Here is a 25,779-nt window from a genome sequence, read left to right as displayed (position 1 = left end):
TCAGGCTGTGATTTTTGCGATGTGCTTCATCAACTTGGTTGTCGCCGCATCTTGCTTGGCTTCAGCTGCGTCAAATGCCGCTTGATCAAATTCTGCCGGCGCGTCATGCAAGCTTGCGACCATTTCAACGCAGCCTTGAGTAAAGTCGCGAAACGCACTGGTCAATAGCTTATGATTGCCCAACAAGCGTGCAGGCGCTTGCGCCGCCTCCAGCTGTGCCAGCATCTGTTGATAATGAGTCGTGCCGTTAGTGAATAAAGTCTTAGTCGCCTGATAAGCTTGCGCGTCAAAATCTTGGATCGTCTTGGCTGCTTCTGCGGCTTTTAATTCCTCGAACTTAGGACTCATTTGATCTTGTTCCGCTTCAGTTTCGGTCACGATCTGGTTGATCAATTGCGCATAGTACGCCAGTTTTTGTTGGTTTTTATTCATCATCATTCCTCCGTATGCCACTAGTTTACCAAAAAACGCCAGCCCCTGCTGACCAATCAACTTAAGCCAAAAGCACTTTACCTTTCCGGTCATTGCTGGTTACCCACAAAAAAAAGCAACCGCCCAATGATGCGGCGGTTGCCTAAAATAATGCGGCGGTATCAATTCATCGTTAACCCGCCATCGACCGTGATATTTTGTCCGGTGATGCCGCCTGCTTGCGCGGAGCCCAAAAACGTCACCATCCCAGCAACGTCTTTGGGCGTAGTCACCTTGCCCATTGGGGTGTTCGCCGCGATCATTGCAAAGACTTCCGGCGTCGTGACGGCACTGGCGTCAGTCGTTTCCAGCAGGCCGCCAGACACCATATTGACGGTGATCCCATCGGCCCCTAACTCAACGGCCAGGTTTCGCGAAAATCCCAGTAAGGCTGCTTTGGCGGTGGTGTATTCGTGATAGGCGACCACTGGGTTTTGGAATAAGTTCGTGCCAATGTTGATCACGCGCCCAGCGTGTTGGGCTTGCATTAGCGGCAAGACGCTTTGCGTGACGTTGAAAGCGCCTTGTAAGGTCCCAGTCAGTTGGCCTTGATAATCGTCCCAAGTCAACTCAGCAAACTGCTTTTGCACTGTCGGGTCAAATTTGAACCCCACTAAGGCGTTGTTGACCAAAACGTCAATGGTGCCAAACCGCTGCTTACAAGCGGCCACCATGGCATCCACTTGCGCGCGATCGCGGACATCTGCTTGCAATGCCAGCGCATGATCAGCACCGATGGTTTGGACCACCGAGTTGGCAGCGTCGCTATGTTGAAAATAGTTCACGATCACTTGATCGCCTTGCGCGCCAAATTGGCGGGCGATTTCAGCCCCTAATCCGCGACTGCTGCCGGTGACTAATACTGTTCTTGTCAATTCATCCACCCTGCTTTCTTGCCCCAAGTAACAAAAAAAGCACCTAAACAAACCGTTTAGATGCTGCTAAAACACGACTTTTCCTACGCACGGTTTAACGTTATCAGGTTCAAGGGTCCGGTTTCCCGTCTCAGCCAAATGGCACCCCTAAGTCGTATTCAATTATGTTTATTCTAGTCCTTACCACTCAATGTCACAAACATTCTGCTGGTATTCGGATCAACTACGGCATCGCTTTGCTCGCCTCGCGATCCTCAACGACCGGCAGATAACGTTCGCGCTCATATTCTGCTAAAATTTCCAACGGCGTGTAACGCCGCATTAACCCTGCAATGGAACTGATAATGGCTTCACCTTGATCGTCTGCAATGTGGTGGCGCCAAAGCGCATACCGCAAATACTGTAGAATTTCCGGATAACTCATCTGCTTCACGCTTTCCGATCGGTCGTGTCTTGTCAGCTTTTACCAAGGCTAATATACCGCACTTGACGAGTGAATGCTGAACTTTTTTTGACGCGGCTCATTTCGCTTCCGGCTGCGTCGGTCGCGTAAGATCAGCTGTCACCTCGGCTGGATCGATCGTGGCCACATCGGCATCTGCGGCCAATGCTTGCGCCCACACATCATCCATCATTGCCTCAAGCGGTTTTGCATAGTGACCGCTGATAACAAACCAGTGCGGGGTCGCCGTTTTGACATCTAATCCGCGAATAGCCGTGATCGCATCGACGCCAGGATGCGCCATGAAATACGCCGCTGCCGGAAACACGGCCTGCTGCCTGCCACGTCCGCCATGCGCGTACTGACCGCGCGTCGCCTCGATCGTCTGGGCCCAATCCACCGCGTACATCACCAATTGTGCCCCCAGCCACACCGAGCCTGCCCGAGTCGCTGCCAACGCGCCTGGCGTGATCTGTAAGCCTTCGACAAAATGATATCGGCCAACGTCTATCGTTGCTGTGTATTTGGTCATCATCAGCCTCCTAACCCGATAAAAAGCCTCTGGTCGTCACCAGAGGCATTGAAGCGAACACTATGACGCGGTTGTTCTTAGGGGAACACCGTCTGCCAGTGGCGCGTCGCGCGTTGCCATGACGCGTCGTGCCTTATCATTATCTTAGTGGATGCGCTGCCAGCTGTCACGAAAAGTGCTCAGTAAATTTTCCCCACCAAAAAAGCCCCCGATCAAGGAGGCTTTCAAAGCTTAACGGTGAATTCGCCGTTGGATAAACTTGACCACTTCGACGATCACAATGATCGCCACCCCAGCGCCAAGCACTGCGGCCCATTGATGCCAGTCAAGGCTGGTCACATGGAACAAGCCGTTGAATCCAGGCACTAAGATCGTGACTGCCAGCAATAAGAAACTAGCTAAGATCGCCCAGTTGAAAGCACGATTACGGAACAAGCCAACGGTAAACAAGCTTTGGTGCACAGACTTCACGTTGAAAGCATGGAACAATTGGATCAAGCCCAAAGTCGCATATGCCATGGTCAACGCATCAGCATGGATCGCCGCTTGCGTGGTGTGGATCGGCCAAGTGATCCCGATGAAGTACACCCCTAACGTCAAGACGCCTTCTAAGATCCCTTGCCAGATTACCGCTTGGCCAACCCCGCCAGAAAAGAAGTTAGACTTGCGGCCGCGCGGCTTTTGCTTCATGATGCCAGGCTCTGTTGGTTCTACCCCTAAAGCGATCGCCGGGAAGGTATCTGTGACTAAGTTGATCCATAAGATATGCACTGGAGCGAGGATGTCCCAGCCCAGCATGGTCATCATGAACAACGTCAAAACTTCCCCTAAGTTAGCCGAAAGCAGGTATTGGATACTCTTTTGAATATTTGAAAATACTTTCCGGCCTTCTTCGACCGCTTTGACGATCGTCGAAAAGTTATCATCTGCCAGCACCATATCAGAGGCCCCTTTAGACACTTCTGTCCCGGTGATCCCCATCCCGATACCAATATCGGCAGCTTTCAATGCTGGGGCATCGTTGACCCCGTCACCAGTCATTGCGACGACTTTACCGCGTTTTTGCCAGGCATTGACGATCCGGACCTTGTGTTCCGGTGCCACTCGCGCATAAACACTGTATTTTTCCACATTCCGATCAAATTCTTCATCAGACTGAGCATCCAGCTGCGCACCGGTGATCACGGCGTCATCGTCACCAGGGGTAATGATCCCTAGGCGTCCGGCGATCGCTTCAGCGGTATCTTGATGGTCCCCAGTGATCATCATCGGTCGGATCCCTGCGTCTTTGGCAGCCGCAACCGCATCCGCAGCTTCTGGCCGCTCTGGATCGATCATCCCCACCAAACCGGCAAAAATCAAGTCGTGTTCGACCGTATCAGAATCAACGGTGGCTGGTAAAGCATCGATGATCTGATACGCCATCCCAAGCAAACGCAAGGCTTGCTTAGCGAGTTGCTTATTGGTGGTCAAGATCGCCTCGCGGTCCGCGTCGGTAAATGCCCGCACATGCGCGCCTTCAGCGATTTGCGTCACGCGCTTCAGGAGTTGGTCAGGCGCGCCTTTAGTCGCCACGAAGAAGCGGCCATCCGCCAATTGATGAATCGTGGTCATGAGTTTGCGTTCGGAGTCAAATGGCACTTCTGACACCCGCGGCTTAGCTGCCAAAGCGGCTTTCAAATCAAAATCGCGCGTTTGACCATAAGCGACTAACGCAGTTTCTGTCGGATCGCCTAACATCGTGCCGTCTTCTTGGATCTGAGTATCATTGGCGAACGTCATGATTTCCAGCAGTGGGTTTTCGCCTTGAATGCCGTCGATGGCATCATGCAATTGGCCATCATAATAAACTTTTTCGACGGTCATTTTATTTTGCGTCAACGTCCCCGTTTTATCTGATGCGATGATCTCAGTCGAACCAAGGGTTTCAACTGCCGGCAGTTTGCGGACCAAGGCATTGCGCTTGGCCATTTTTTGCGTACCTAACGCCAAAATGATCGTCACGATCGCCGGCAAACCTTCTGGAATCGCCGCTACGGCCAAGGAAATCGCGGTCAAAAACATCTCCGGTAAGCTGGCGGCACCGCGCCACAATCCGACCCCGAACACGATCGCAGCGATCACTAAGATCATGATCGTCAAACTCTTCCCTAGCTGGCTCAAGTTTTCTTGCAGCGGGGTGGTGGTTTCTTCAGCGGCATTGATCATCCCGGCGATCCGGCCGACTTCGGTATTCATCCCGGTGGCCACCACTACGCCGACCCCGCGGCCATAAGTGATGTTGCTGTTCATAAAGCCCATGTTGGTGCGATCACCGATGCCGACTTTATCCCCTGTCAGCGTCGCCACGTCTTTTTCCACCGGGACAGATTCCCCAGTCAACGCGGACTCTTCGATCTTCAGATTCGCACTTTCGATCAAACGCATATCCGCGGGCACCACGTCCCCAGCTTCAACTAAAACCACGTCACCCACGACCAGCTCAGAACTCGGGATCGTCACCACTTGTCCGCCGCGGCGAACATGGGCGTCTGGCGTGGCCATTTCGGCCAAAGCATCGATCGCTTCTTCAGCTTTGCTTTCTTGGAACACGCCGAAAATCGCGTTAAGGATCACCACGGCTAAAATGATCCCGGCGTCAGCCCATTCATGGACCACAAAACCGGCGATCAATGCGGCCACTAATAAGACAATGATCATAAAATCTTTGAACTGGTCCAAGAAGCGTTGCAATACCGTCTTCTTTTCGCCTTTAGCCAAGGCATTGGGGCCATTTTGTGCTAAGCGCGCTTGCGCTTCTTGCGTGCTTAAGCCGACATCAAGATCAGTCTTGGTACTTGCCAAGATCTCTTCTTTGGTCTGCGAATACGCTGGGTGATCGGTCATATAATCTCCTCCTGTGATTGAGTGCGTGCGCCAAAACAGCTTTTGGTCGGGTTAAAAAAAGAGACTTACGGACTGCGGGCGCAGTTCATAAGTCTCACTATTTAAGGCAACACCAGCATATCAACTTGTTGGTGACGTTGCCGCGGTCAAAAACCGCTAGTTACTCCCTTATGTGACATATTCATTGTATCTTATCTCAACAAAGGGCGCAACTGATTTGTCTGCAGATATTGGTTGGGCGCACCGGCCTCGCGACTATATTGACGAAACGCTGCCGTTTTACGACTTAACACGATCAGCTACTTGTTTCTTGGCGATCGCTCTTCTAAACTAAACTTAATCGCCACTGGAGGTTTGTCATGAAAACGATCATCTACACCCATCCTGATCCTCACAGTTTCAACCATGCCATCTTGACCCGGTTGTGTGATCACTTTACCGCCACTGCTCAACCGTTTGCTGTAATCGACTTGTATCAAGATCACTTCGATCCGCGGCTGACCCCAGCAGAACTGCAAACCTATGCCCAAGGGCAAGCGCTTGATCCGCTGGTGGAACGGTATCAAACTTTGCTCGCCGCATCGGATGAGCTGCTGTTGATTTTTCCAATTTGGTGGCATCAAATGCCGGCAATGCTCAAAGGCTTTTTTGATAAAGTGCTTTTGCCAGGATTCGCGTTTGCTGAAGATCCAAACTGGCGCGGTTTGTTGCCGACGATCACCAAAGCCTCAGTGATCACGACCGCCGGTGAAACTAAAGCTGAGCTTCAAGCGCGCCCAGGCGACCCGATCCAAACCACCTTGATCAATGGGACATTCGCCGATATTGGAATCGCGCCAGGCAACTGCCAGTGGCTCCATTTTGGGCGTACCGGCAGCGTGACTGACACCGCACGTCAGCAATTCTTAGCGGCGCTGCCACAGCTTTACCAACAGGGCCAATAATACTTGTCATCTGCTTGGGACCGCCCGTGGTGCTCAAACACTGGGCAAAACGTTGCCTGACTCGGGTTGTTTCCGCAAAATCCTGGTGCTAGACTAAACTCAATTTACAATTGGAGTGTGAACACCTATGGAATCCGTCGCCTTGCACCACCGCAGTATTCGCCGCTTCAAACCGATCGCCGTTGACTACCAAGCACTAGAAGCAGTTGCCCAAGCTACGTCTTCTAGTGAATTTCTACAGTCGTTTACCATGATCCGGATCACGGCACCGACTTTGCGCGCCAAAATCGCTAAGATCTCCGGGAGCGCAGTATTAGCGCAGCCTAATGGCGAGTTGTTCATTTTTGTCATCGATACCAGTCGCGATATCCACTTAACTGATCCGGCCAGTGATTGCCACAATTACACCAATTGGAATGCTTTTTTAGCCGGGGCCTTCGACGCGACTTTAGCTGCCCAAAATGTGCTGGCTTGTGCTGAGCGCTCTGGCCTTGGCGGGGTGATGCTTGGCAGCATTTTAAACGATCCGCAGCAAATGATCGATTTATTGCACCTGCCGCGCTACACGTTCCCGCTGTTAGGCTTGATCGTGGGCGTACCGGCTGAAGATCCCCAACGCAAACCGCGTCTGCCACAGGCTTTGGTGGTTAGCGAAAATACTTATCCCGCCTTTGACGCCGAGGCTATGGCCCACTACGACCAAGCCGTCAGCGACTATTATGCCAATCGCGCAAGCGGCGCACGTCAAGAGTCGTTCACCAGCTTAGTGCAGCAACACCTCACTGCTGACCAACATCACCGCGATGAAATCGGTGCGATCTTGAAAGCTCAAGGCTTCAACTTGCCTCAAGCATAACCAATACCCCCAAAAAGGCCGTGATCGAGACGGACCTTTTGGGGGTATTTGTTAGTCGTCAAGCGGCATTTTGGGCGCTCCCTGCTGACTGCCCTCCCTCCTCCCATTGAAATTCTGGGAGCGTTGCTTTGATTGCTTGAAAGCCTCACGGTAAGCCCACCATTTGCGGCTGTGATCGTTAACCGTTACAATGGGGCTAAGATAAAGCGCTTACCACACATGAGGAGGTTCCTTTATGAAAGTTGTTGTGATTGGCGGCGTCGCGGCTGGGCCATCTTTTGCCACGCGGTTACGCCGGCTGAATGAACAAGCAGAGATCATCATGTTCGAACGCGGTGAACACATTTCCTACGCCAGCTGCGCTTTGCCCTATTACTTAGGCGGCGTGATTACTGACCGCGATTCTCTCATCGAGCGCACCCCTGAAATCTTAAAACAAAAAAATAACCTCGATGTGCGCATTCGCTCTGAAGTCACAGCGATCGATGCCGCAACGCAAACCGTCCATGTCCATGACTTGAGCAATGATCGCAATTACACTGAAAGTTACGACAAACTGATTTTGGCCACCGGTGCCAGTCCCGTATTACCACCGATCCCAGGATTGGCTGAGGCCGAAGCGGCCTTCACCATTCGCAGCATGGGCGACGCCGACCGGATCAAGGCGTATATGGATGCCCACGACCCGCGATCGGTTGCCTTACTCGGTGCCGGCGCGGCTGGGGTGGAATTAGCAGAAAACTTCCGCCACCGCGGCTGGACAGTAACTTTGATCGATCAAGCGGCGCATGTCATGGCGCCATATGATCCAGAAATGGCCGCCTTTTTGGAAGCAGAGCTCACCAAACACGGCGTCGACTTGCGGTTGAAGACGACCGTTGATGCTGTGGCCGATGGCGGGCATACATTGCGTCTCAGCGATGACACCACACTGAGTACGGATCTGTTGATCGTCGTCACCGGTGTCGCGCCAAACAACACCTTGGCGCAAAATGCCGGCATCACCTTGGCAAATGACGGCCACATTCCCGTCGATGACCACCTACAAACTGAACTGCCCAATGTCTACGCCATCGGCGATATTATCGAAACCACCAGTCGCATCACCCACCGCCGTATTCCCAGCGTCTTATCTTCTGCTGCCAATCGCCAAGGGCATTTATTGGCAGATATCATCAACGGCGAAGACCTGACCTACCCGGGTTTCATCGGTGTGGCAGTGGCGCAGGTTTTTGAGCTCACCACCAGCAATGTTGGCTATACCGAAACCACCTTGAAACAAGCTGGGATCACCAACTATGATACCGTGATGATCACCCCATTTGATCATGCCTTCTTCTACCCGAACGCGCGGCGGTTGAATCTGAAGATCATTTTTGAAAAAGGGTCTGGGAAACTGCTTGGCGGCCAATTCATCGGCTATGAAGGCGTCGATAAACGCTCTGGTGAATTTGCCGTCGCCGTTGTCGCCGGCATGACCGTCAACGACTTGCCTGACTTGGAATTTCCTTATTCGCCGCCTTATTCCTCTTCACGCGACATTCTCAATGTTGCCGGGTATGTAGCGATCAATCGCATGACCCAACTGGCCAATACCGTCTCCTATCACGACTTGAGCGCCGACCAGCGCGAGCACGGGTATTTCTTGGATATTCGCGAACCCGGGCGGCCAGCAGTGGGCAATATCCCCGCTGATGGCAACATCCCGCTGAGCCAATTACGCCAGCGCCTATCGGAATTGCCTCAAGGACAGCCGATTTACATCATTGAACGCAAAGGCTTGGGACCGTACAACGCCACGCGAATCCTTGCCGGCAATGGCTGGCCAGTCAAAATCGTCACCGCATAACAAAAATAAGCGCAGGATCACCCGGATGCACGCGGCTGATCTTGCGCTTATTCTTATCGCTTGGCGGCTTGGATCTTGGCTAGTGCCTGGTATTGCGTCATCATCCACTGCCGATAATCTTGCCCCTTTGGCATCGTTTCAGTAACTGCTAACACTGGCACCTTGGCTTGGCGGCAACGCTTCACGATCTCAGTGACGATCGGACTGTGGACTTGCGTATTTTGGACGAAAAACACCAACTTGCGGTGCTTGATCGCCGCGTCAAGCTGCCGCACGTCTGCCGGGCTGGGATCGCTTCCGGCTTCGATGGCCCGGGCAAAATGGGCATTGCTGACCCGATAGCCCAAATGCCGCAGCGCATGGTCAAAAACTGGCTCAGATACGGCCACTGACTGATGATCGGCTTGTGCTTTGACTTGTTTGATCACCTTCAGCAATGGCTTTAGCGAGGCAATATACGCTTTGGCATTTTGGCGATATTGGCTTTGATGAGCCGCGTCAAGTTGGCCAAAGCGTTTCGCCAAGGTGTTGGCCAGCTTAGGCATCGTCTGCGGTTTGTACCAGACATGCTCATTTTGGCCAGCCTTGACCCCGACCAGCTTGGCGACTGCAACTTTTTGCGTTTGCTTCGACTTATTCTTCAGTAATTTCGTCATCCAAGTATCATACCCCGCGCCGTTATAGATCACGACGTCTGCATGGGCCACTTGCTTGCCGACTTTGGTGGTCGGCGTATAATCATGCGGATCAATGTTCGGCTGATCGATGATCGTCTGAACGTGACCATACTGGCCTAATACCGCTTGGGCCGCTTCTCCATAAAAATCAACGCTCGCAACCACTTGCAATTCTGGTTTATCTGCGGCAGCCACCTGCTGGTTTCCACTAAACACCAGCGCCAATGCCAAGGCGCTGATACCACTGATCAATATGTGTCGAAAATGCATCGGTTCCTCCTATATGTTTGCGCACCGCTTGCCGTGCGCTGATTGTCTAACGCTTGGCTAGTTGCATTGGCTGCTGTCGGCGCTTGGCATCGTGCAGCACGCGCAACGCATGTTTACGGGTCTTAATGTTGGGGCTGCGCAACTGGCGATAAGCTGTGGCCAGGTCTGATTTGATCATGAGCGTCCTCCTTAATCGTAATCGTTACGAATAGCAACGATCAATAGTCTAACCTATCCGCCGAAGCGTGTCAACACGCACCAAAAAAGCGCCCCTTTAAGAGGCGCTTTTTTGATCGCATCAACAGTCTAAAAGACAAGGTTTCAGTGCCGCTGCGCTTTTGGCATTAGCCATGCAGACCCAATGACCAAGCTTAACCCAGCCAATGGCCACCACCAGGTGGTGTGCTCGCTAGTCAGCGGCAAGGCCGGCTGATGGCTCACGATCGCGGTGCCTGGCAGCTGATCAATGGGCTGATACTTGTTTGGCAGCGCCGGGTGCGAGGTGGTTGCTGTGTGGCTGCCAGAAACATTGAACTCGGCGATCGTGGTACCGCCAGCTTCACTGGCGGCGACTGGTGTTGGCTGCGCACCAAACCACAATGCCCCTAAAAGCCCGAATCCTAGTAATATTTTTTCATAGTGCATCGGCTTACCCCCTGAAAAAATTACGCGGTTTTGTGTTGCTGGTGCCGGCGGATCAAGGTCACGATCAACCACAATAAGCCCACACTGGCGATCCCGATCAATAACCATGCCCACCATGGTAAACTAAACGCCCGCTTCATGTGCACCGTGCGGTTGATCTTGTCGGCTTCAGCGGCTAAAATCGAGAAGTTGCGCTTGAAATGCCAGCGTCCATGCGGTCCAGTAATCAATAGATCCAAGCTGTAATCACCAGGATCTAACGCTTTATTTTGCAAGATACCATAATCAAAATGCGAATTTGGCGCCACAGTAAACCCATTGACTGTCCGCTTCATCACCACTGCCGAGCTATTGCGCTTGGTAACTTTAGCTTGCAGGCGCATCTTGCCCCAAAAAGTCGGCGTGGGGTTTTGCACCGTGGCGATCACGCCGGGTTTGCCGTTTTGGATACCGGCACTGACACCCGTCAACTGCAGCTCCTTTTTGACTTGATCCATGGCTGTATCGCTGGTTTGCAGCTGCACCCCAACTACCGTGGCAAATTGATTCTTGAACTTGACGCCACCACTAGTATCGCCATTCGTTTTTTGTGTGTCAACTAAATATAAGCTGCCTAATAAGACCCCCTTGAACCCTTGAGCTGGGATCTTTAAGTTCACCGTCACTTGCTTAGTCTGCCCACCAGCTAAGTCCACGGTTTGCGTCGGCTGGCCTAGATCAGTTAGCCGATATTGGGCTGAAGGATCTTTGGGGCCGTTGGGCTTATAAGCGATCATCCCATTGCTTTGGGTATAAGCTGTGGTCAAAGACAAGCGCAAATGTCGCGGACTGCTGGTTTGATTGGTGACAGCAAGCGTCAAAGGCTGCGTGGTGCCAGGTTTGACCACCAGATCAAAATAACTGGAAACGCCGGTCCGGTGGTTTTCTGGGATCACCGGGCTGACCGTATATTGCGCACCGGTGTTGGCCGCATGCACCAAATGCCCTTGTACTAGCCCTAACCCGACCACGGCGATCAACGCCGCCAGCCACGTTTTCATTTGCTTCATTACTTGTCCTTTCTAGACCAAAACAGCGATCACAGGTGAGCCCTGCGATCGCTGTTTTTTCCCTTGCCAGAGCCAGCAAAGCGCCATTACACATCATTAATTGGCGTCTGGTGTACCTGCTAGTGTCCAAGTTACCGTGGCATCATACAACCCGTTAGTAACGCTAGGATTAGCATCAATGTGGAACTTAGTCGCCGCATCAACACTGGCAGTGTTATTCCCTTGGCCTTGGCCAACGGCTGCATTCCAAACCAAAACGTCATTGCCGTCAGTAGTCAAGCTTGCGGCAACAGGTGCATTGGTTGCAGTATTAGGACTGGTAACGTCTTTTAATACCAGATCCAATGCCCCGGTCAATTGCGTTGTGCCGTTGGTCGGCTGGTTGATATTGGCACTCAACTTCCAGCCGGCACCAGTCCCGCGGTTATCGGTGACTTGCAAGGCGCCATCTGCATTTTCAGCAGGATCATTCGTCTTGTTGGTGACGGTACCATCAACATAAGTCAAATCAGTCCCGCTGATAATGTCGGCGACCTTACCGTCGCTAAAATGCATATCTGGCGCCTTGACTAACCATAAATCAGCGTTAGTGCCGGTGCCGTTATCGCCGCCTGGTGTGGTGGAACCGCCACCTGCCACAACAGAAAATTCTGCGGTGGTAGTACCGGTAGCGGAACCGTCAGCAGCGGATACCGTCAATGGTGCGATCGCTGCGGTCGCAGCTAAAGCCAACGCCACAGCGCCGGCAAACATAGTCTTCTTCATTAAAAGTTCCTCCTCATGATCCGCTGCCCCTGGCAGGCTTACTTCTGCCTAGCGAATATTGTCGTTACGTTCATATTAAGGACTATGAACATGAGAGTCAACCACCGTAAAGATGGGGTTGCGCCGTTTCATTAACATTATTTATGACTATTATTTATAGTTTATGTTTACGGGCGTTGATTGCTCACCAGGTCCGGCGTATTTTCCAATCACCTCACCTCTTTTTCGGCATTTTTTGCACAAAAAAATATTTTTGCAAATCACATCATTTTGTGGCTCATCGGCCTAGGCCACGTAAAAAGCAACCGCTTCTCAGATAGAGAACCAGTTGCTTTCATCAAAGATACACTTATCGTTGCCAAAATTGATCAAAAACGGTGATCGGCAAATGGCGCTTATGCGCGGAGCGTTGATACCAACCTTCGATCGTAGCCGCAGCATCGTCGCTGACCGGCTTGCCTTCTAGATAATCATCGATGTCGCGATATGACACGCCGAGTGCTTCTTCATCAGGAAGCGCCGGCCGATTTTCTTCCAGATCAGCCGTTGGAGCTTTTTCATATAAATGAGCTGGGGCTCCTAATGCCTTGAGCATCGCGGCGCCTTGGCGTTTGTTCAAGCGCCACAATGGGGTCACATCAGCACCGCCATCACCAAATTTAGTATAAAATCCGGTAACGGCTTCAGCAGCATGATCGGTCCCGATCACAACGCCAGCGTTAGCGCCGGCAATAGCGTATTGGGCGATCATGCGGGCGCGGGCTTTGATGTTGCCCTTGTTAAAGTCGCTGACGGTCAAGTCATTGGCTTGCACGGCTGCTACCATTGCATCGACGCTAGGCTTGATGTTGACCCGCACAGTTTCGTCTGCTTGCATAAAGGTGATCGCGGCCATTGCGTCAGCTTCATCAGCTTGTTCTCCGTATGGCAGGCGCACGGCAATGAAGCGGTAATCAGCATTGCCAGTTTCTGCCCGAAGCTCTTGAACCGCTTTTTGGGCCAAAGTCCCAGCTAACGTCGAATCTTGCCCGCCAGAGATCCCCAACACAAGGGTCTTCAAGCCAGGGTAGTGGCTAAGGTACGTTTTGAGAAAATCAACACTGCGCCGGATCTCTTTTTGTGGATCGATCGTCGGCTGCACGTGCAAGGCTTGAATGATTTCTGCTTGTAATGGACGCATAATAAGTTTCCTCCTATATGTCGTAGCCGCAACGAAGGGTGTGAGCCTTGCTCACACCCTCGATGTTAGGCTTGATGCCAGTTCACTTTTTCCTTGATGCGCTTGATGATCGACATCTTGTTATCCCAAGCGGCTTGGGACAAGTCCACGGGGTATTCTTGCGGGTTTAATACCCGGGTATATTCATCCCACAGCGAATCGACGCATTGCATCGCGTATTCGCGAATGTCCACCAATGCCGGTAGTTCATAAACCAATTTTCCTTGGTCAAAAATAGTCCGCAACAACGGCCGCGCATCAAAATCACGCACTGTCTTGTTGATATAGGTGAAGTTGGGATGGAACATGTATAACGATTCTTGGTTGGCGATATCTTCATACGCCAAAGCCACATAATCGCCTTCAGACTTACCATTGCCATGGCGTGTGATACGCCAAACTTGCTTTTTACCCGGAGTCGACACTTTTTCGGCGTTTGACGACAACTTAATGGTATCCGTCATTTCGCCGTGTTCGTCTTCGATCGAAACCAGCTTGTACACCGCCCCTAATGCCGGGTGGTCATACGCAGTGATCACCTTAGTGCCGACGCCCCAAGTATCGATCTTGGCCCCTTGCATCTTGAGGTTTTGGATCGTATTTTCATCTAGATCATTGGACGCGACGATCTTCGTATCAGTAAAACCGGCAGCATCGAGTTGTTGGCGCACGCGCTTAGAGATGTATGCCATATCCCCAGAGTCGATCCGCACCCCTTGGAAATCGATCTTATCGCCCATTTCCTTAGCCACGCGAATCGCGGCCGGGACCCCGGAACGCAAGGTGTCATAAGTATCCACCAAAAATGTCACATCGTGGTTGACCTCGGCATAGGCCTTAAATGCATTGTAATCATCGCGATAGGCTTGCACTAAGGCATGGGCATGGGTCCCTGAAATAGGAATACCAAACACCTTGCCTGCTCGAACATTAGATGTGGCATTGAAGCCGCCAATAAACGCCGCCCGTGTTCCCCACATAGCTGCACTGGTTTCTTGGGCACGCCGGGTACCGAATTCCATCAACGGGTCATTGCCGACCACAGCGCGGATCCGTGCGGCTTTAGTCGCAACTAAGGTCTGATAATTAACCATATTCAAAACCGCCGTCTCGATCAACTGTCCTTGCGCCAGCGGCCCTTCAAATTGCACGATTGGTTCATTATTGAAGACCAAATCGCCTTCGACAGCAGAACGGATCGTACCAGTGAATTTCAAGTCATGTAAATAATCAAGAAACGCCTGCGGATATTCAGTGACTTCTTTAAGATAGTCGATATCAGAATCGCTAAAGTGCAAGTCCTTGAGGTAATTCACGATATGTTCCAGACCCGCAAACACCGCAAACCCGCTACCGAATGGCAAGTCTCGGAAGTACACTTCAAAGATCGCATTGCGTTCCGCGATTCCTTGCTTCCAATACGTATACATCATATTCAATTCATAAAAATCTGTATGCAAGGCTAACCCATCATCTTTATAATTCATAACCGTACCTTTCGTCTGCGCTACCATTAGCGCTATGGGTGACAAGATTGTTGGATACATTTTACCGCGTTGCGCTTGCGATAGCAAAAAACCGCGTGAAGTTTTTCACGCGGAAGAAAAGTCTAACCGGATTGATCGAGCGCTCCTTGTTTTGAGGTCACCCCCGCGTGTGCGGGGGATACTTTTCACAGTTTAAAATCCGGCAATTTCGGTTAGGATCACCCCCGCGTGTGCGGGGAATACTTAATTTCAGACTGCGTAAATTCTCGCTTGGCGGGATCACCCCCGCGTGTGCGGGGAAGACTTGGAGATAATCCGTCGCTTTTTGCGAGGTGGGAAACATGATTGATGAAATCTTTTCCCGCTTACTAGACTACGCTGCCATCTATGACATTGAGGTTGGCTTTGAAGACCGGTTGTCTCCCAATACACCATGTACTGCTGATTCAAAAACTAGGCGGATACTTATCAATTTAAATTGGCATATTCCTAGGCAACTGCCCTTCCAGCTTGCCCATGAAATCACGCATATCCTAAATGGAGACAGCAACCTCTTGTATTTCACCCCATCTAAAACCGGTATCGAAGGTGACGCAAATAGTGGCGCAATATGTTTGTTAGTACCTATGTACTTTGAAAACGTTGATCCCAGCCTTGCCAGGGTTGACGAATTCATGTCATTTTTTGCAATAAGCCCCAATATGCGCGATATTTGTTCTGGTGCCATTAAAGGATTTTACAACGCAAAATAGGGCGTCTATTGAGACACCCTGGGAGGAATTCAAATGAAAAAGATACTAGCTACCTTTACGCTTGCTCTAGCCTTACTTCTAACTGCTTGCGGCCAGAAAATTAGTAGTAATTATGCTGGCGTCAATATTGGGGATGCCGCTGCTAAGAAGCTTAACTTAGCGCTTCCAGACGGGAAAGCTGCCATCAAAGCCTTGGGCACATACAAGAAGGATGATTCATTAAAGAACTACAAATCTGCGGCGGCAGCTGTAAAAAAACTTCAAAAAACATGTAAAGACAATGAACCCGCAAGCTACGCGGGCAAGTATGACGCTTCAACTCTAATTACTACCGGCGCACTAAAAAGTAAGGACGTATCACAGATGAAGGGCGCTGTTGCCCATATAGTTTCCGAATATGCTGTAGAGTCCGTGCCTGAAAAGTTCTTTAACGCGCCAAACAATAGTAAGCTAGGAAAGCAATTAAAGAAAGTATCTATACAGTATCAAAAGGACGTCGGTGTCCGATAAAACATAAAAACGCCTGCCCTATCGCCTTGGACAGCATGGGTAGACGTAGCCACGCATTGCGCTGGGAGATAAGGCCCTTTGCATGCAATGAGATTATACCATCAAAGGAGGTGGTGCCCAAGCGTTATATTCTCCGTGTGTGAGAGCAGGAAGGATATTAATAATGCCAACTTACAAAAAATATGAATTGAAACCAAAGAAGGATGCTAAAGGGAACCTAAAAAAGCCAGAAGTACGCTGGCTAGTAAAGGGATACCTGGGTGAAGACCCAAAAACTGGCATTCCAAAGTACACTACCCTACGTGGTTATTTGAAACAGGCTGACGCTAAAAACGCATTTGACGACGCGCTTTATAAGTTCAAGCATAGTGAACGCCATGATTCGCACAAGTTTACCATTGATGAAGCATACAACAAATGGATTAAAACACACGCCAGTGAGATTAGGCCAACCACTATGCGAGAATACAAGTCAGCATACAATAACAACATCAAGCCTCATCTTGGCGGCTACTTTGTGGGCGCTATCACACCAATGGATGTGCAAGAATGGATCAACTCACTAACAGTGACTGGCAGAACGCCCAAAGGAGTATTAACCATGATTATGGATTATGCCGTCATTATGGGTTGGGTGCAAGTAAACCCATGCTTGGCAGCAAAGCTTCCCAGAGGTAAGCGCACGTATGCTGTCACTAAGGATAAGCGCTATACGCTTAAAGAAGCCCAGCATTTCATTGCTGTTCTTAATAGCAAAGCAAGTAAGTGCCCAGAAACATGGGAACGCCGTAGAGTGCTGCTTACCCTGGTTCTAGCAACGGGAATGCGTAGAGGCGAGGTTGTTGGATTAAAGTGGTGTGACGTTGACTTTAACCGTAGTCTGCTTCATATCAAACGTGCTATACAAGATACAGCGGACGGTGAAGTTGTCGGAGACACCAAAACGGAAACCAGTTCTCGCACAATCGTTTTAAGCCCAGACGTTACTAAGATGCTTGCTCAATGGTGTGTCACTCAAGCTCGCGATCTGCTTGCAGAAGGACGTGAAATATCTTCCAATCAATGGTTGTTCACCGGCCAAGCTGCCGACGGTCATTTATCGCTGAGCACCCCATGGGAATGGATGAAAGCACTAGCCGATAAATCTGATTTAAGGCAAATAAGCTTACACGGATTAAGACACACAAAGGCAACCCTTCTTGCCCAAGCAGAGGTGGACGTAACCAGTATTGCTGCCATTCTTGGGCACTCTAGCATTGATACCACAACACGCATTTACATTCACCCAACACATGAAGGCCAGTCGGAAGCTGAGGAAGTATATTCTAAATTATTTAAGTAAACCATCTGGGTCATTATCTGGTCGCAAGATGGCGTATAAAATCAGCGGCACGTTAAAAGCCCCGCCATAATAGGCTTTTATGGAGATGCAGACAGACGTTCCACGTATTTGCGGGGAATACGGCCATGGTGCCTGGGAGATGAATATTGGCCTAGGATCACCCCCGCGTGTGCGGGGAATACAGCTTTTGACCAGTGCGCACGTCTAATCGTGTAGGATCACCCCCGCGTGTGCGGGGAATACCGCGATGCGATTGCACGATTATTCGCACAAACGGGATCACCCCCGCGTGTGCGGGGAATACCCTATACCTTTAAGGAGAATACAATCATGACTAGGATCACCCCCGCGTGTGCGGGGAATACCATAATCGCACGGGCGGCCGCGGCCCGGTTTGAGGATCACCCCCGCGTGTGCGGGGAATACCTGATAAGTTTGCCACTGCGTATATCTTGCCTAGGATCACCCCCGCGTGTGCGGGGAATACTTTTCCAGCATGGTAAAGACCTCTTTTTTTTATAGGGATCACCCCCGCGTGTGCGGGGAATACACGCGCTACCGTATCCCTGTCTCGCTTGTCTAGGGATCACCCCCGCGTGTGCGGGGAATACCTGGTCAATATATGCCGCTTTGTTCTTGTTGTAGGATCACCCCCGCGTGTGCGGGGAATACTGGTATTCAGCCCAAGATGCCGTCAAAGTCGGGGGATCACCCCCGCGTGTGCGGGGAATACAATGAGGATGAAAACGGGGACAAACGGTTTCCGGGATCACCCCCGCGTGTGCGGGGAATACGCGATCGAATACGATCCGCTGCTTAACGGGGCAGGATCACCCCCGCGTGTGCGGGGAATACGGACAAAATCACTGAGCCAGAAGCCCTTAGCTAGGATCACCCCCGCGTGTGCGGGGAATACGGCTTCAGGGAAAGGGATGATGATGAATGACGGGGATCACCCCCGCGTGTGCGGGGAATACGCCTATGAAATAAATCCATATTGTAAACATTTGGGATCACCCCCGCGTGTGCGGGGAATACCGACTAACCAGCTTGGCATAACCGGCTACCGAAGGATCACCCCCGCGTGTGCGGGGAATACAATGTTGGCTCGCAAAATGCCCAGCAAAAGAAAGGATCACCCCCGCGTGTGCGGGGAATACCCAACCGTAAAGTTGAAAAGAGCGATAATCTAAGGATCACCCCCGCGTGTGCGGGGAATACAGCTTCTGGTACTGATCAGGAATATGTAATGGGGGATCACCCCCGCGTGTGCGGGGAATACATCATCACACACAACGCCGAGCCAACCAGCACGGGATCACCCCCGCGTGTGCGGGGAATACATATAACGTTTCTTGGGCTGAGTTGATCGCATAGGATCACCCCCGCGTGTGCGGGGAATACGATCGAAGACAACCCTCATTTTGATTTGATGAAGGATCACCCCCGCGTGTGCGGGGAATACGTTCCTAAAGAGCAAAATTGGTCATGTCACCTAGGATCACCCCCGCGTGTGCGGGGAATACTTACATGCTGTGTAACCGCCACATCGAAACTGGGGATCACCCCCGCGTGTGCGGGGAATACCAGTGTTCATAAGCTCTGATCGCTATCTGGTCAGGATCACCCCCGCGTGTGCGGGGAATACGTAGAGTTGGGCGGTGGGGCTTTGTTTGGCTGGGGATCACCCCCGCGTGTGCGGGGAATACAGTCCCAGTTGTAACCGAAGACTGCCGCCACCGGGATCACCCCCGCGTGTGCGGGGAATACTTAAAGGAGGTTGGCTTTGGTGCAGACGTTTGAGGATCACCCCCGCGTGTGCGGGGAATACGTGCCGACATAACTTCCAATTCTGGAAACACCGGGATCACCCCCGCGTGTGCGGGGAATACCTCAAGCTGGCGGGAAGTTCTGTATGGACACTTGGATCACCCCCGCGTGTGCGGGGAATACCAATTTTGGTTGGCCTGTGTGCCGGCTATTTTAGGATCACCCCCGCGTGTGCGGGGAATACGACATCATGGAAGATGATCCCGACTACGACGAAGGATCACCCCCGCGTGTGCGGGGAATACCAGTTGAGATCGAGTTCAGGAATTGCAAAATTGGGATCACCCCCGCGTGTGCGGGGAATACTTCATCTTCAAACGCAACTCATCCACGATCGGAGGATCACCCCCGCGTGTGCGGGGAATACCAACGGTTGAAGGTGGCTACCTTAATCACGTTATGGATCACCCCCGCGTGTGCGGGGAATACTAACCATATAATTAATGATTTTCGCAACGGAAAGGATCACCCCCGCGTGTGCGGGGAATACGAACACGCTCTTGATTGAGACGCGATTGCTATAGGATCACCCCCGCGTGTGCGGGGAATACCCTCAGCTTTGGACTTGCGAACATCTGCCTTAGGGATCACCCCCGCGTGTGCGGGGAATACGCTTATCGCCGTTGCCAAGATATAGTTTTCTCAGGATCACCCCCGCGTGTGCGGGGAATACTTTAAAACCGAGCAGAGCGCAAATAACGGGGTAGGATCACCCCCGCGTGTGCGGGGAATACAACTTCGTGATGAAGTTTTTGCCAAGATATTGGGGATCACCCCCGCGTGTGCGGGGAATACGTTCCTAAAGAGCAAAATTGGCCATGTCACCTAGGATCACCCCCGCGTGTGCGGGGAATACATAGGGGTGGGCGTGAGCGCGGGCAGTTGGCTGGGATCACCCCCGCGTGTGCGGGGAATACAAAAGATTGCCTTAGATCCATTACGCTCTGATAGGATCACCCCCGCGTGTGCGGGGAATACTTTTGCCTCCTCACTAGCTACTGGAGCAACAGAGGATCACCCCCGCGTGTGCGGGGAATACACTAAACAAATCCCGTCAAATCAAGCTTTTGGAATCTCCAAATGTCCATTTTTTATTAACTTCAACGCCAAACGCATTGTTGCCTGAGCGTCTGCCAATGCGTTGTGTGGTTGCGAATTAACAATGCCATATCGCTTTAAGACTGCACCCAGCTGATAGCTGTCTAAAAATCTGTCCACCCTTTTAACGACTGGCATCAAGTCAATGAACTTATTTGCCCACTTATCCTGATCTAGCGTGCGAACGGCCATTGTAATAAACTTTTCATCAAACCCAACATGGTAGCCTATGATTGGTCGCATTTGAATAAAATCCTTCAACGCCATCAACACAGTGGCCAATGGAACGCCTTTTTGAGCTAATTCGTCATCAGTGATACCTGTCAATGACACAATCTCTGCAGGTAACTGCTGCTCGATTTGGATCAGATGATAAAACGATTGCACTGCTTCTCCAGGTACAAAACGTGCCGCACCAATCGCGATCATTTGATCAAGGGTCGCATCTAGACCAGTAGTTTCAACATCCAATACTACAAAGGCACTGGGCTTTTCTATGACAGGAGCGGTTGTCACTTGACGCGTATTCATCCGCGCACGATGATAATGCGCCGCGTTACTAAAGCCTGGTTTTAATGGCGCCTCTGTGGTGCTCAAATGTTTCAATAATGGAAGGCCATCAAAGTCGATCACCTCATGATCTTGACGAGTGGTTTTAAATTGATAGCCAAGCTCATTTTGTGCGTTAAACACCATCGTGGCTTGTCCACTTCCAATATCGCGCAAAATCCGATCCCAAAGCTTATCCCGGATCCGGGCACTGACATTGCCGACATAAACACCTGTTTGGACCTCTTGGTACCACTTCGTTAAATCACCACGCAGCGATGGCGGCACCTTAGTCAACGTGATCACGATCATTTTCTATCACCAGACTTAAATTCGCGATAGGAAACTCCCATTTTTTGCAGACCCATTTTGTCATCCCACAAATTCACTATGTCCGCTTCCAGGTCATCGTCTTCTTTAGTTGATAACAACCGTCGCAGATCTGCTACCATCCTGATCATCAGCTTACCATCTACAAAGGCATCACGCACCGCCAACCGCGTCATTCGACCTATATCATCCCCTGGGGTATACTCGGCAGTCACGGCAAAGGCGATCGGGATCGTCACTTCTGCCTTGTAGAGGTCAGCGAAATCATACACAAAAGACAAATCGTGCCCTGTATGCACAAAGCCCAATCCCGGTGAAGCTCCAAGTGCGACAATCACACTATAACTTAAGCCATATAAGGCTGAATGGGCCGCAGTCAACGCCTGGTTGATCGGCGTACCGGCAGTAAAATCGTCCGGATCATACTCGCGCCGGGTCCAAGGCACGCCTGTCTTGACCGATTGTTCGCGATAGACTCGCCGCACACGTGCGCCTTCTTTGCCCCGCAGTTCCTGCATTGATAACGCAGAAACATCGTCATTTGGAAAACGCATCTGATACATCTGCCGTGCAATTGCTAGTCGCGTACGTTGATTGGAAACCAAGCGAGCCTGGTTGACTAACAAGTTTGTGGCGTGATTCAACGCGCGCCCATGTGCATACTGCCGAACACCGCGTTCACCTACCCAAACCACACTCATCCCCGCATCACCGATCAATTCCATCGCTCGATGAGTCACATCTACACCTGGCCCCAACAGTAATACGCTTATGATCGCAGCCGGCACAAAAACAGTCCCACGATCGTCCACGACGACAATGGCACTGTCTTGACGGTTCAATTTGGCGTGTTCAAGATACAAAAAGGTCACCCGATCTCGTACGCGGCTTAATTCAGTTAAATCTGCTTTCTTAGCACCAGCTTGTTTTTTCATCCTCACGCCTCAGGAATCACCGTCATCATGCCCATTCCATACGCCCGTTCGCGGCCAATACCAGACCGCAGCGTCTGTTGAAACTGCGCGATATCCGTCACAGTCAGCCTACCTTCATAAGTGACGCGGCTGATTCGCACAGCGCGCCCTTGTTTGCGACGTAAAATCGGATAACTGCGCCCGACGATCGTAAATGATGGCGTCTCACCAGCCGTTGACAGCGTAAAACCGGCTTTTTCCGCCCGGGCACTTAACCACTGACTTTGTTGTTCAGCAGTCACATGCGGATAAACTCGACCGCGAGCTTTTCCCGATTGAGACACAGAATACGTGGGATTAGCCGTCAGGCGAAAGCGCAGTCGTTGCCCGTCGTGCAAACTCGCTAAGAATGGCTCATAATCTTTGACTTCTGCCGTACCTGGCACGCCAAAAGCCGCTAACTGATCCAAATCCGGTCGATTCTCGCTGACAACGAGTAAATACTCTTGGCCACCCAAAGAATCTAACCGCCACAAATGCCGTAAACGCTCGCCGGATTTGACCTCCTCAGGAAAGCTTTGCTCGACCCAATGGTGATATGCCCCTAGATGTGTGAGCGACTTCAACTTTTGGCGATTGTTTTGATCCACGAGTACTCGTGATATAAACATCAGCTTCCCCCCTTAAATTGCTGTCCATGCATCATGATCTGTCCCAACCTCAGGTGCTCGATATTGCGCATTTGCCAGCGTCACGCGCGTTTGAGCGATCGCCCGGAAACCATGCTGACGAGCACGTTGATCAAACGATAATACGCGATCTTTGACCAGTTGCGTCCCTTTGGCTGGAATCAGTTGATGATCTGCATAAAGCTCTGCGGAATAAGTGGCTTGTTTACGATGTCGCTGTTGAAACCACAAACTTGCTTGCCACTCTAATTGTTGCAATACTGTCACGGGATCCGTGTCTGCGAATTGCTGCATCTTCAAGACAACGGCTGGAACTGCGGCACGCCTACCAAGATATAGTTGAAACTGCGGTTTTTTCAACGCCGCTGCGATCTGCTCGATTTCTGCGGTGTCACCACCGATTGCAGCGACAAACACCGCGTCTTGCAAATAATCACGATACGTGATCTTGCGCGTATTAGGTTTCCATTCCACCGTCTGAAACTCTGACAGCACGCTTCCGGGTTGATCCACTCGCACGGCAAAAGCAAGTTGGTTTAATGCTTGGATCCTTGGATCCGTTCGCCGATATCCAAATGCGGCCGCGATCATTCCAATGATCGCGCTTTTTGTCGGATAAGGGTTCGTTGTGCGGCGTGCAAAGCTAGCTTGATCTCCATATGCCTGCAATGGTGCGCTTAGTCTAATCGTTAGTGTTTTCATCAGGCACCACCTGCTTCAGTTGGTCTTCCACCTGGGCCAACAACGTTTGCAGATCCGCAACTTGAGTGCCCACATGACTCGTCAATTTGCTCAAAACCAATGTTGCCAAAGGCGCTGCAACAAACTGCTGGGCGTCTTGATATTCTTTTTCTAAGGCGGTCACGGATGGGGCGACATAACCAGATTTTGATTTGATCGGTTGTTCAAACGCGGATACTAAATTCACCGGTGTGTCTGTGCGCAAAGTGACCAAGACATAGCTTGGCAAAGTCTTATTGGCAAAAGTATTTTGTTTGCCAGTTGGCATCGACAACAAGAAACTCTTGATATACGCCAACGCCCCAGCAACTGCAGTGGGTGTCCCAACATTGTGCACTAACTCCGCAATATTCAAATTCGCATAGCGATATAACGTTGCCGAATTGAACTCGACCGAACCTAACATTGCCGCCCCGGCATTATCGTCATGTCCGTAATCATCCATCGCCGTGAAATAATCAAATTCTGGCACGATTTCATGCGTCGACAACGCATGCGCCACCTGCGCAGAAGCATCGACATTCAATTCAGGGTTATCGGCTACCATGCGCCCAAACAAAGCCAGGTCTAAGGATTGATCACCGTTCAACACGGCCTTGACTGCCTTTTTATCATAGTCTTCATGGGCCAATGCATATTCTGCCAGCTTCTCCAATTGACCATGGCTGATCAACAATAGCGCGCCAGTTTGATGCTCCTTATCTAATTTGATCTTCGCCGTCTCAAAGATCGCCTGTACCTTTTCCCAAGCAGATTCATCGGTTTGCTCAGGTGCCAGGTCCTTTATCGCCTTGGCCAATAATTCGGCGGCTGATTTCGTCCTCAGTCCAGCTTGAATGGCTGGATCGGTTATAAAAGTGTGTCGCATCGCATGCTTCCAACTCTGTGAAGACACGCGCGCACGGGTCACACCGCCGTATAATGCGGTTTTAGGGGCACCAGTGTCATCACGATTGATGTTTGCTGCAGGTACGGTTTGCAAAACATGAATATCAACGTATAAATTTGTCATGATCATTTCTCCTCTTCAAGGGCTTTTACTGGCCGATAATAGATTTGGCCCCAAAACAGCCGGACACGATTGGCCTGTTCATAGCTTTGTTGAAACCAGTACAGATCTTCAGCGAGCTGTGCGTAATCAATGGGCTGCTGCGACGTCTGGACGATATCGACCAAATGTGACAACGCATTGATCACGCTATTAATATTGGTCACTTTGAGCAACTGATTGACGCGATTGTCAATGCGCGTTTGATTGCCTTTTTTGTGGCTCATTTGCGCCAGTGCTGCCATCAGCGAGATTCCTTCATCGTCTTTGACTGATCCATAAACCAATCCTTGATTGCCTTGCTGATGGCGCGCGTATAATTTCAGTGCCGTAAACACTGCGGTCTCAGCAGCCGTCGGTTCACCGTTGCGACTCAAATCACCTTCCGCCAGATTGGCCATGATCACTGGCCACGCTACTTGCGCTTGGGGACTCATCAACGTGATCGAGTGCCTGAGTCCGGCCAATACGGCCTTATCCATATTGCCATTTCCATACAAAATTTGAATGATGTGCGCAGTCGTATTACGAATTTTTGGCCTCATGTTTTTCCCCCTGCTTTAATCCTAAATCAACTATCAACGCATGATTCAATCGGTTCATCGCCGTAAAAATATTCACAGTGCCTTTTTCGGAAGGAATACCTACGATATCACGGCCAGTCGCTTCGTTCATCAACTCTTGGGCACTGCGTCGCACCAACTGAAGCAGTGTCTGCTTCCAAATAGTGATCTTGGCTTCTCGGTCATCTTGTTCCGTTAATCCAGCTAACCAATCTTTAAAGGGCACATTCAAGCGGTCATACAGTTTGGCTTGTTCTCTATTAGCAAACTCATTGCCGGTCAGATTACGGATCTTGACCAGCTGGCTCACAAAGATCCAATAATCTTTGGCGACTTGTTGGGTCATCTTGATCGTATCTTCGATTCTTTGGCTCTGTGTCAAATGGTGTTGATTAATAGTTTTTATCTTTTGAAAGGTCCACTCTTCGGAGTGGATTTTTTGTTAT

At 50.9% G+C, this 25,779-nt stretch carries 25 protein-coding genes, 1 CRISPR repeat array and 1 riboswitch; of the genes, 6 read left to right on the top strand and 19 right to left on the bottom strand.

Going from position 1 to position 25,779, the window contains the following annotated elements; translation table 11 throughout:
* From EKM91_RS06265 to EKM91_RS06245, 5 genes are all read right to left on the bottom strand, one after another.
* Window positions 1-432, bottom strand: coding sequence for a hypothetical protein (locus tag EKM91_RS06265; protein ID WP_125751452.1), 432 nt, complete (start codon window positions 430-432; stop codon window positions 1-3).
* Window positions 433-593: 161 nt separating this feature from the next.
* Complete coding sequence (locus EKM91_RS06260; RefSeq protein WP_225419457.1) at window positions 594-1,355, bottom strand: 3-oxoacyl-ACP reductase; 762 nt, start codon at window positions 1,353-1,355, stop codon at window positions 594-596.
* A 54-nt stretch (window positions 1,356-1,409) separates the two neighbouring features.
* A riboswitch (TPP riboswitch) is annotated at window positions 1,410-1,505 on the bottom strand.
* 64 nt (window positions 1,506-1,569) lie between these two features.
* Complete coding sequence (locus EKM91_RS06255) at window positions 1,570-1,770, bottom strand: hypothetical protein (protein WP_125751447.1); 201 nt, start codon at window positions 1,768-1,770, stop codon at window positions 1,570-1,572.
* A 97-nt stretch (window positions 1,771-1,867) separates the two neighbouring features.
* A complete protein-coding gene (locus tag EKM91_RS06250) occupies window positions 1,868-2,320 on the bottom strand; it encodes a hypothetical protein (protein WP_125751444.1) in 453 nt (150 codons plus the stop codon).
* Window positions 2,321-2,551: 231 nt separating this feature from the next.
* The gene (locus EKM91_RS06245) at window positions 2,552-5,206 is read right to left on the bottom strand and encodes a cation-translocating P-type ATPase (RefSeq protein ID WP_125751442.1); all 2,655 of its coding nucleotides are present in this window, start codon (window positions 5,204-5,206) and stop codon (window positions 2,552-2,554) included.
* A 359-nt stretch (window positions 5,207-5,565) separates the two neighbouring features.
* Here EKM91_RS06245 and EKM91_RS06240 point away from each other — a divergent pair, with 359 nt between their 5' ends.
* The 3 genes from EKM91_RS06240 (at window position 5,566) to EKM91_RS06230 (ending at window position 8,855) form a co-directional block, all read left to right on the top strand.
* On the top strand, window positions 5,566-6,150 hold the full coding sequence (locus EKM91_RS06240; protein ID WP_125751440.1) for an NAD(P)H-dependent oxidoreductase: 585 nt from the start codon (window positions 5,566-5,568) through the stop codon (window positions 6,148-6,150).
* A gap of 127 nt (window positions 6,151-6,277) precedes the next feature.
* Window positions 6,278-7,006, top strand: a complete 729-nt coding sequence (locus EKM91_RS06235; protein ID WP_125751437.1) for a nitroreductase family protein — start codon at window positions 6,278-6,280, stop codon at window positions 7,004-7,006.
* Between the two features lie 235 nt (window positions 7,007-7,241).
* On the top strand, window positions 7,242-8,855 hold the full coding sequence (locus EKM91_RS06230) for an FAD-dependent oxidoreductase (RefSeq protein ID WP_125751434.1): 1,614 nt from the start codon (window positions 7,242-7,244) through the stop codon (window positions 8,853-8,855).
* 53 nt (window positions 8,856-8,908) lie between these two features.
* Here EKM91_RS06230 and EKM91_RS06225 read toward each other — a convergent pair whose 3' ends face one another.
* From EKM91_RS06225 to EKM91_RS06200, 7 genes are all read right to left on the bottom strand, one after another.
* Window positions 8,909-9,802 carry a metal ABC transporter solute-binding protein, Zn/Mn family gene (locus EKM91_RS06225; RefSeq protein ID WP_125751432.1) on the bottom strand — a complete coding sequence of 298 codons (894 nt, stop codon included), beginning with the start codon at window positions 9,800-9,802 and terminating at the stop codon, window positions 8,909-8,911.
* 46 nt (window positions 9,803-9,848) lie between these two features.
* A complete protein-coding gene (locus tag EKM91_RS13830) occupies window positions 9,849-9,980 on the bottom strand; it encodes a putative metal homeostasis protein (RefSeq protein WP_164508483.1) in 132 nt (43 codons plus the stop codon).
* A 143-nt stretch (window positions 9,981-10,123) separates the two neighbouring features.
* Window positions 10,124-10,447 (bottom strand): LPXTG cell wall anchor domain-containing protein, encoded by a 324-nt coding sequence (locus tag EKM91_RS06220; RefSeq protein ID WP_164508482.1) that lies wholly within the window; start codon window positions 10,445-10,447, stop codon window positions 10,124-10,126.
* Window positions 10,448-10,467: 20 nt separating this feature from the next.
* Window positions 10,468-11,487: a WxLIP family cell surface protein gene (locus tag EKM91_RS06215; RefSeq protein WP_164508481.1), complete on the bottom strand. Its 1,020-nt coding sequence runs from the start codon at window positions 11,485-11,487 to the stop codon at window positions 10,468-10,470.
* 105 nt (window positions 11,488-11,592) lie between these two features.
* Complete coding sequence (locus tag EKM91_RS06210) at window positions 11,593-12,261, bottom strand: WxL domain-containing protein (protein WP_125751423.1); 669 nt, start codon at window positions 12,259-12,261, stop codon at window positions 11,593-11,595.
* Between the two features lie 349 nt (window positions 12,262-12,610).
* The gene (nadE, locus tag EKM91_RS06205) at window positions 12,611-13,441 is read right to left on the bottom strand and encodes an ammonia-dependent NAD(+) synthetase (RefSeq protein WP_125751421.1); all 831 of its coding nucleotides are present in this window, start codon (window positions 13,439-13,441) and stop codon (window positions 12,611-12,613) included.
* Between the two features lie 65 nt (window positions 13,442-13,506).
* Entirely contained in the window at window positions 13,507-14,967 is a 1,461-nt protein-coding gene (locus EKM91_RS06200) for a nicotinate phosphoribosyltransferase (protein ID WP_125751418.1), read from the bottom strand.
* 341 nt (window positions 14,968-15,308) lie between these two features.
* On the opposite strand from EKM91_RS06200, the gene EKM91_RS06195 reads away from it, so the two are divergent.
* The 3 genes from EKM91_RS06195 (at window position 15,309) to EKM91_RS06185 (ending at window position 17,571) form a co-directional block, all read left to right on the top strand.
* Entirely contained in the window at window positions 15,309-15,719 is a 411-nt protein-coding gene (locus EKM91_RS06195) for an ImmA/IrrE family metallo-endopeptidase (protein WP_125751415.1), read from the top strand.
* A gap of 33 nt (window positions 15,720-15,752) precedes the next feature.
* On the top strand, window positions 15,753-16,229 hold the full coding sequence (locus EKM91_RS06190) for a hypothetical protein (protein WP_125751411.1): 477 nt from the start codon (window positions 15,753-15,755) through the stop codon (window positions 16,227-16,229).
* A 163-nt stretch (window positions 16,230-16,392) separates the two neighbouring features.
* Window positions 16,393-17,571, top strand: a complete 1,179-nt coding sequence (locus EKM91_RS06185) for a tyrosine-type recombinase/integrase (RefSeq protein ID WP_125751408.1) — start codon at window positions 16,393-16,395, stop codon at window positions 17,569-17,571.
* Window positions 17,572-17,725: 154 nt separating this feature from the next.
* A CRISPR array of direct repeats spans window positions 17,726-20,440; the repeat unit is 28 nt; unit sequence GGATCACCCCCGCGTGTGCGGGGAATAC.
* Window positions 20,441-20,460: 20 nt separating this feature from the next.
* Here the strand turns inward: EKM91_RS06185 and cas2e are convergent.
* The 7 genes from cas2e to EKM91_RS06150 are packed head-to-tail and all read right to left on the bottom strand — an operon-like array spanning window position 20,461 to window position 25,715.
* Window positions 20,461-21,360 carry a type I-E CRISPR-associated endoribonuclease Cas2e gene (gene cas2e, locus EKM91_RS06180; protein WP_125751405.1) on the bottom strand — a complete coding sequence of 300 codons (900 nt, stop codon included), beginning with the start codon at window positions 21,358-21,360 and terminating at the stop codon, window positions 20,461-20,463.
* Complete coding sequence (gene cas1e / locus EKM91_RS06175; RefSeq protein ID WP_125751403.1) at window positions 21,357-22,313, bottom strand: type I-E CRISPR-associated endonuclease Cas1e; 957 nt, start codon at window positions 22,311-22,313, stop codon at window positions 21,357-21,359. The genes cas2e and cas1e overlap by 4 nt, the downstream gene beginning before the upstream one ends.
* Window positions 22,314-22,315: 2 nt before the next feature.
* A complete protein-coding gene (gene cas6e / locus EKM91_RS06170; protein WP_125751401.1) occupies window positions 22,316-22,963 on the bottom strand; it encodes a type I-E CRISPR-associated protein Cas6/Cse3/CasE in 648 nt (215 codons plus the stop codon).
* 12 nt (window positions 22,964-22,975) lie between these two features.
* Window positions 22,976-23,683 carry a type I-E CRISPR-associated protein Cas5/CasD gene (gene cas5e / locus EKM91_RS06165; protein ID WP_125751399.1) on the bottom strand — a complete coding sequence of 236 codons (708 nt, stop codon included), beginning with the start codon at window positions 23,681-23,683 and terminating at the stop codon, window positions 22,976-22,978.
* Window positions 23,664-24,740, bottom strand: a complete 1,077-nt coding sequence (cas7e, locus tag EKM91_RS06160) for a type I-E CRISPR-associated protein Cas7/Cse4/CasC (RefSeq protein ID WP_125751397.1) — start codon at window positions 24,738-24,740, stop codon at window positions 23,664-23,666. Before cas7e ends, cas5e begins: the two co-directional genes overlap by 20 nt.
* Window positions 24,737-25,315 carry a type I-E CRISPR-associated protein Cse2/CasB gene (gene casB, locus EKM91_RS06155; protein ID WP_125751395.1) on the bottom strand — a complete coding sequence of 193 codons (579 nt, stop codon included), beginning with the start codon at window positions 25,313-25,315 and terminating at the stop codon, window positions 24,737-24,739. The genes cas7e and casB overlap by 4 nt, the downstream gene beginning before the upstream one ends.
* Entirely contained in the window at window positions 25,296-25,715 is a 420-nt protein-coding gene (locus tag EKM91_RS06150; protein WP_164508480.1) for a type I-E CRISPR-associated protein Cse1/CasA, read from the bottom strand. The genes casB and EKM91_RS06150 overlap by 20 nt, the downstream gene beginning before the upstream one ends.
* Between the last annotated feature and the right edge of the window lie 64 nt (window positions 25,716-25,779).

Origin of the sequence: Lacticaseibacillus baoqingensis (assembly GCF_003946165.1) — a bacterium.
Taxonomy (GTDB): domain Bacteria; phylum Bacillota; class Bacilli; order Lactobacillales; family Lactobacillaceae; genus Lacticaseibacillus; species Lacticaseibacillus baoqingensis.
This window is presented reverse-complemented; position numbering and strand designations above follow the sequence as displayed.

Coding starts and splice junctions, on each gene's coding strand:
- EKM91_RS06265 (WP_125751452.1), bottom strand. CDS start 432: ATGAATAAAAACCAACAAAAACTGGCGTACTATGCGCAATTGATCAAC.
- EKM91_RS06255 (WP_125751447.1), bottom strand. CDS start 1,770: ATGAGTTATCCGGAAATTCTACAGTATTTGCGGTATGCGCTTTGGCGC.
- EKM91_RS06250 (WP_125751444.1), bottom strand. CDS start 2,320: ATGACCAAATACACAGCAACGATAGACGTTGGCCGATATCATTTTGTC.
- EKM91_RS06245 (WP_125751442.1), bottom strand. CDS start 5,206: ATGACCGATCACCCAGCGTATTCGCAGACCAAAGAAGAGATCTTGGCA.
- EKM91_RS06240 (WP_125751440.1), top strand. CDS start 5,566: ATGAAAACGATCATCTACACCCATCCTGATCCTCACAGTTTCAACCAT.
- EKM91_RS06235 (WP_125751437.1), top strand. CDS start 6,278: ATGGAATCCGTCGCCTTGCACCACCGCAGTATTCGCCGCTTCAAACCG.
- EKM91_RS06230 (WP_125751434.1), top strand. CDS start 7,242: ATGAAAGTTGTTGTGATTGGCGGCGTCGCGGCTGGGCCATCTTTTGCC.
- EKM91_RS06225 (WP_125751432.1), bottom strand. CDS start 9,802: ATGCATTTTCGACACATATTGATCAGTGGTATCAGCGCCTTGGCATTG.
- EKM91_RS13830 (WP_164508483.1), bottom strand. CDS start 9,980: ATGATCAAATCAGACCTGGCCACAGCTTATCGCCAGTTGCGCAGCCCC.
- EKM91_RS06220 (WP_164508482.1), bottom strand. CDS start 10,447: ATGCACTATGAAAAAATATTACTAGGATTCGGGCTTTTAGGGGCATTG.
- EKM91_RS06215 (WP_164508481.1), bottom strand. CDS start 11,487: ATGAAAACGTGGCTGGCGGCGTTGATCGCCGTGGTCGGGTTAGGGCTA.
- EKM91_RS06210 (WP_125751423.1), bottom strand. CDS start 12,261: ATGAAGAAGACTATGTTTGCCGGCGCTGTGGCGTTGGCTTTAGCTGCG.
- nadE (WP_125751421.1), bottom strand. CDS start 13,441: ATGCGTCCATTACAAGCAGAAATCATTCAAGCCTTGCACGTGCAGCCG.
- EKM91_RS06200 (WP_125751418.1), bottom strand. CDS start 14,967: ATGAATTATAAAGATGATGGGTTAGCCTTGCATACAGATTTTTATGAA.
- EKM91_RS06195 (WP_125751415.1), top strand. CDS start 15,309: ATGATTGATGAAATCTTTTCCCGCTTACTAGACTACGCTGCCATCTAT.
- EKM91_RS06190 (WP_125751411.1), top strand. CDS start 15,753: ATGAAAAAGATACTAGCTACCTTTACGCTTGCTCTAGCCTTACTTCTA.
- EKM91_RS06185 (WP_125751408.1), top strand. CDS start 16,393: ATGCCAACTTACAAAAAATATGAATTGAAACCAAAGAAGGATGCTAAA.
- cas2e (WP_125751405.1), bottom strand. CDS start 21,360: ATGATCGTGATCACGTTGACTAAGGTGCCGCCATCGCTGCGTGGTGAT.
- cas1e (WP_125751403.1), bottom strand. CDS start 22,313: ATGAAAAAACAAGCTGGTGCTAAGAAAGCAGATTTAACTGAATTAAGC.
- cas6e (WP_125751401.1), bottom strand. CDS start 22,963: ATGTTTATATCACGAGTACTCGTGGATCAAAACAATCGCCAAAAGTTG.
- cas5e (WP_125751399.1), bottom strand. CDS start 23,683: ATGAAAACACTAACGATTAGACTAAGCGCACCATTGCAGGCATATGGA.
- cas7e (WP_125751397.1), bottom strand. CDS start 24,740: ATGATCATGACAAATTTATACGTTGATATTCATGTTTTGCAAACCGTA.
- casB (WP_125751395.1), bottom strand. CDS start 25,315: ATGAGGCCAAAAATTCGTAATACGACTGCGCACATCATTCAAATTTTG.